The 4938-nt window shown below is 69.5% G+C and carries 4 protein-coding genes; 2 read left to right on the top strand and 2 right to left on the bottom strand.

The annotated features are described in order from the left end of the window. Positions 1-492: Tim44 domain-containing protein (locus tag FVW20_RS07515; RefSeq protein WP_196608943.1), on the top strand; the 492-nt coding region annotated here is incomplete at its 5' end. 192 nt (positions 493-684) lie between these two features. Here the strand turns inward: FVW20_RS07515 and FVW20_RS07510 are convergent. Continuing rightward, complete coding sequence (locus FVW20_RS07510; protein WP_196608942.1) at positions 685-1176, bottom strand: peroxiredoxin; 492 nt, start codon at positions 1174-1176, stop codon at positions 685-687. Positions 1177-1409: 233 nt separating this feature from the next. Then, positions 1410-3554 (bottom strand): AsmA family protein, encoded by a 2145-nt coding sequence (locus tag FVW20_RS07505; RefSeq protein ID WP_196608941.1) that lies wholly within the window; start codon positions 3552-3554, stop codon positions 1410-1412. 457 nt (positions 3555-4011) lie between these two features. Here FVW20_RS07505 and FVW20_RS07500 point away from each other — a divergent pair. Then, a partial coding sequence (locus tag FVW20_RS07500; protein ID WP_196608944.1) for a cobyric acid synthase occupies positions 4012-4938 on the top strand: 927 nt, incomplete at its 3' end.

The raw sequence follows: 4938 nt of genomic DNA, 5'->3' as shown, positions 1-4938 counted from the left end.
CAGCCCGGCGGCATGCGCCGCGAAGCCGACTACGGCGCCCAATCCGGCTCCGGCGCCGGGTGGGATGCCCTGCGCAATGCCCCGACAGCCGCCGCCGATGCGCAGCCCGCCTCGTCCGGCATTCCCGAGGGTTTCGACACTGAAGACTTCCTGCGCGGGGCCAAGCTGGCCTACAACCGCCTGCAAGCCTCGTGGGACCGGCGCGACCTGGACGACATCGCCCAGTTCACCACCCCCGAGATACTCAAGGACATCACCCAGCAGGCCAAGGAAGATCCCGGCCCCTCGCGCACCGAGGTGCTGTACTGCAACGCCAGCGTGCTGTCCGTCACCGAAGAAAAGGACCGCAGCGTGGCCACGGTGTTCTTCGACGTGCTGATGCGCGAGGACGCCCAGGCCGATGCGCCCAGCCAGGTGCGCGAGGTGTGGCACTTCGTGCGCACCGGCACCGAGATGTGGCGGCTGGACGGCATCCAGCAGGTGGAAATGTAGCATCGCGTCGATGACGGGTGCAGACGGCTTGCGGCGGGGATGCTGCCGGGCGCCGGGTGCGCCGAGTGACGTTGAAGGGGCGGTTTCCCGTGGTGAACCCACGGGAGACCGCCCCGTTCCGTTTGTTTCGCCACGCTGTCGCACCGGAGCGTTGCGCCCGGCGTATCGGACAGTTGCCGGAAGCCGGCCGCGTTATTTCCCCGCCAGTCGCCGCAGTTCGTCCAGTACCGCCTGGGCATGCCCGTCCACCTTCACCGGCGACCACACCGCCCGCACCGTGCCGTCCGGCCCGATGAGAAAGGTGGAGCGCACGATGCCGGTCACCGCCTTGCCGTACATCATTTTTGTGCCGAAAGCGCCATAGGCCCTGGCCACCGTGCGGTCCGGGTCACTCAGCAGGGCCACGCCCAGGTCCTGCTTCAGCGTGAAGTTGCCGATGGCTTTCGGTGAATCGGGGCTTACACCCACCACTGCCGCGCCAGCCGTCGCGAAGTCGGGCAGCATGCAGGTGAAGTCGCGCGCCTCGCGGGTGCAGCCGGGGGTGCTGGCCTTGGGGTAGAAGTAGAGCACCAGCCATGTTCCGGCAAAGTCGGCCAGGCCGCGCGGCGCGCCGGATGCGTCCGCCAGCCGGAAGTCGGGGGCCGCCTTGCCCGACAGCGAGGCGGCGGTGATCAGTTCGCTCATGGATATGCTCCGTGGTCTGGTGTTCGTGACTTGCGGGGGAAGGGGAGGGCAACCGGGTGCCCTCCGGTGTTTCGGGGCCATGCACGCGGCGCATCGGCAGCTTGCCAGTGCCTTTCCGTGGCGCGGCCCGCCTGGCGTCCCTCGTCCTGCGCCCGGCTTTGCCTGCGGTCGCGACGCCGCCCGGAATGCGCTCCCGACGGTGGGGCGCATTCCGGGCGGCTGCCGGTTTGTTGCTATTGCTTCTGGCCCGGCAACAGGCCCTTGATGGCCCCGCCGATGCCCTTCACCGCCTCGCCGCCCTTTTCCACCGGGGCCTTGATGACGCCGCCAGCGCCTTCCAGGGTGTTCAGCAGCATCTTGGCCGGGTCCACCCCGTAGCTGGGCGAATCCAGCGATCCGCTGATCTTGATGGGTATCTTGGGCAGGCCGGTGACGTCGAGGGTGGCGGCGTAGTCCACCACGTTGCGGCCAAGGTCGGCCGTGCCCGCGCCCGTGGCGCCGATGCCCGGCGAGACGAACCTGAGGTCCTTGTTGCTGACCACGCCCTTGTCGGCGCGGACGGACGCGGTGAGGCTGTCGAACTTCTGGCCCGAAGCCCCTGCCCGCTTGGATTCCGCGCCCCTGATCCCTTCGGGGATGATCTGGAAGCCGTGGATGGTGCCCTGGGTCATGCCCAGCGATGCCGTGCCCGCCAGGGTATGCCTGGCGGCGTTCCAGTCGTCGCCGGTGGCGGTGAGGTCGGTCTTCACGTCGGTGCGGGCGGAGACGTGCCGCTTGCCCAGCGCGGCCTGTTGCAGTTCGCCCACCTCCACCCCCTTCACGGCGGTGACGATGCGCGACCTGGTGGCCTCGGCGCGGGTGTCGGCGGTGATGTCGCCGTTCACCGAGCCGTCGCCCAGGTTCAGCTGCAGCGGGTTGATGCGCACCAGCCCCTTGTCGGCCACCAGATGCACCAGCACGTTGGTCATGGGCACCTTGGCGGCCACCAGCCGTCCGGCCTTGAAGGTGACATCCGCGTCGAGGGTGCGCAGGCTCTTCTTGGCCTCTGCGGTGCCATCCTGCGGGGTTGCCTTGCCGTCCTTGGCGTCCTTGCCGGTTGTCGGGGCAGTGCCCTTTTCTGGTGCCTTGCCCCCTGCCTGCTTATCCCCTTCCGGCGGCAGGTAGCGGTCCACGTCGATGGCGTCCAGCGCCAGTTCCGCCCGGATCACCTGCACCGCGCCGGGCACGGCGGATGCCTTGCCCTGGATGGTGGTGTCATCCAGTTTGCCGGTGATGGACCGCACGTCCACCTTGGCGGGCGCGGCCTGCACATCCAGCTTCAGGTCCAGCGCGTCCAGCGCCTTGGGGTCGGCGGTGCGCATCGGGGTGCCCAGCGATTCCAGCGCCTTGCGCGGCGAACCTGTCAGGGTGACCAGCCCTTCGAACGACTGCGCACCAAGCGCGGCGGTGCCGTTGGCGCCAACCTTCAGGGTGGGCGTGGACAGCGACAGTCGGGCGATGTCCACCCGCTGCGGCACGGTGTGCACGGTCAGGTCGCCCGCCAGTTCCACTTTGCCGAGCCCGGCGGGCACCACACCGCCCTTGGGGATAAGGGTGATGGTCAGGCCGTCGATGCGCAATACCGAGCCGTCCAGGTCGGACCGCACCTTGGCGGTGAGCGAAAGGTCGGCGTCGATGGCGGGCTGCTGGCCGGACATGGCCACGGCAAGCTTGATGTCGGCGGGTTCGCCGCCGGGGGCCAGGCTGTTGATGGTGACATTCAGGTCGCGGGCGCGGAACTGCTGTCCGGTGCCCATGTCGCGGAAGGACAGCGAGGCCCCCTTCACCGACAGGGTGTCCACGGCCACGGCCAGGGGCGCGCCCCCGGAGGCCGACGGCTGTGCGGATTGGGGCGTGGGGGCTGCCGGGGCAGCGGGTGAGGCGGGCGCTGCCGGGGTCTGGCCGGGCTTGGCGAAGTCCCAGTTGGTCCGGCCATCTGCGGCGCGCACCAGATTCAGGTGCAGCCCGTCCAGCATCAGTTCCGCCACCTCCACCCGCTTGGAAAGCAGCGGCATGAAGGCCACGCGCAGCCCGCCGCCCTTGATGCGCAGGAAGATTTCGTCGTCTCCCGATGCAGCGGAAGGGGTGGCTGCCTTGGGGAAGTCCGGCGGATTGCCGAGGTGCATGGGGCCGAAGGCCACGCCCAGCCACGGGAAGAAGGACAGCGAAAGGTCGCCGTCAAAGACTAGTTCTCGGCCAGTGGCAGAGCGCGCGGCGTCCGCGATGCGGCCCTTGTAGTCGTTGGGATTGATGGTGGCCACCACGATGGTGATGGCCGCAGCTGCAAGGATGACCAGGGCGCCGATGGCGGCGGCCACGAGTTTGAGCGTTCTGTTCATGGCGGTGCTCCCGGTTGGGGTTGCCGAAGGGACGGCAGAGCGGGCCGGGGGCCGCACGGTAACGGCGGCGAAAAAAGAAAAACCCGAGCCTTCCCGAAAGATAACCCACTGGGGATGTTGGGGCAAGGCGTGAGAACAAATTGCGGCGAGGGGGTGGAGGATGTGGCCGCGATGATGGCCTGCCGACATGCCAGCCTGTCGCACGGTTTCTGGCAGGCTGGCGGTCGGGCTGGGCGGTCGGGCAGGGTAGGCAGGGCCGGTTGCACCCACGCGGCACGGACAGGGGCCGCTCTGGCGGAGCGGCGCGATTCGCGCTAGACCTTGGCCCATGAATTCCGACACGCCGCCGTCCTCACCGCCCGCCCCGTCCGCTGGCCAGCCCGTCACGTCCGCCCAGCCGGACGGGGCATCCACCTGTGCCGCTCCCCGCGCCCGCTCCCACCGTACCCCGGCCCTGATGGTGCAGGGCACCTGCTCCAACGCGGGCAAGAGCATCCTTGCCGCCGCATTCTGCCGCATCTTCCTGCAGGACGGCCTGCGCGTGGCCCCGTTCAAGGCGCAGAACATGGCGCTCAACTCCTGCGTCACGTCCGACGGACTGGAAATGGGCCGGGCGCAGGCCGTGCAGGCAGCGGCCTGCCGCCTGGACCCGGACGTGCGCATGAACCCGGTCTTGCTGAAGCCCTGTTCCGACGTGGGCTCGCAGGTCATCGTCATGGGGCGGCCCGTGGGCGTCATGCGGGTGCGCCAGTACGTGGACTACAAGCCCCGGGCGCGCGACGCGGCCTTTGCCGCCTACGACAGCCTGGCGGCGGAGCACGACGTGATGGTCATCGAGGGGGCGGGCAGCCCGGCGGAAATCAACCTGAAGGCCCACGACATCGTGAACATGGCCATGGCCCGCCATGCCGGGGCGCGGGTGCTGCTGGTGGGCGACATCGACCGGGGCGGGGTGTTCGCCGCGCTGGTGGGCACCATGGAACTGCTGGAGGACTGGGAACGCAATCACGTGGCGGGCTACCTGCTGAACAAGTTCCGGGGTGACGCCAGCCTGCTGGACCCGGCGCTGGACTTCATGAAGCAGCGCACCGGGCGGCCCGTGCTGGGCGTGGTGCCCTACCTGCGCGACCTGGGCCTGCCGGAAGAGGATTCCGTGTCCTTCAAGGAAGGACTGCCCGGCCTGCGCGGCTTGCGAGACGGGGCCGCGGGCGAGGGCGGCGTGGTGCCCGATACCCTGCCCGCCATCGTGCTGGACATCGTGCTGGTGGACCTGCCGCACATCAGCAATTTCACCGACGTGGACGCCCTGCGCGGCGAACCGGACGTGCGGCTGCGCGTGGCCCGCACCCCGGCGGACCTGCCAGCCCCGGGCGGCAGGATGCCC

Origin of the sequence: Nitratidesulfovibrio oxamicus, from assembly GCF_015731765.1 — a bacterium.
Taxonomy (GTDB): Bacteria; Desulfobacterota; Desulfovibrionia; order Desulfovibrionales; family Desulfovibrionaceae; genus Cupidesulfovibrio; species Cupidesulfovibrio oxamicus.
This window is presented reverse-complemented; position numbering and strand designations above follow the sequence as displayed.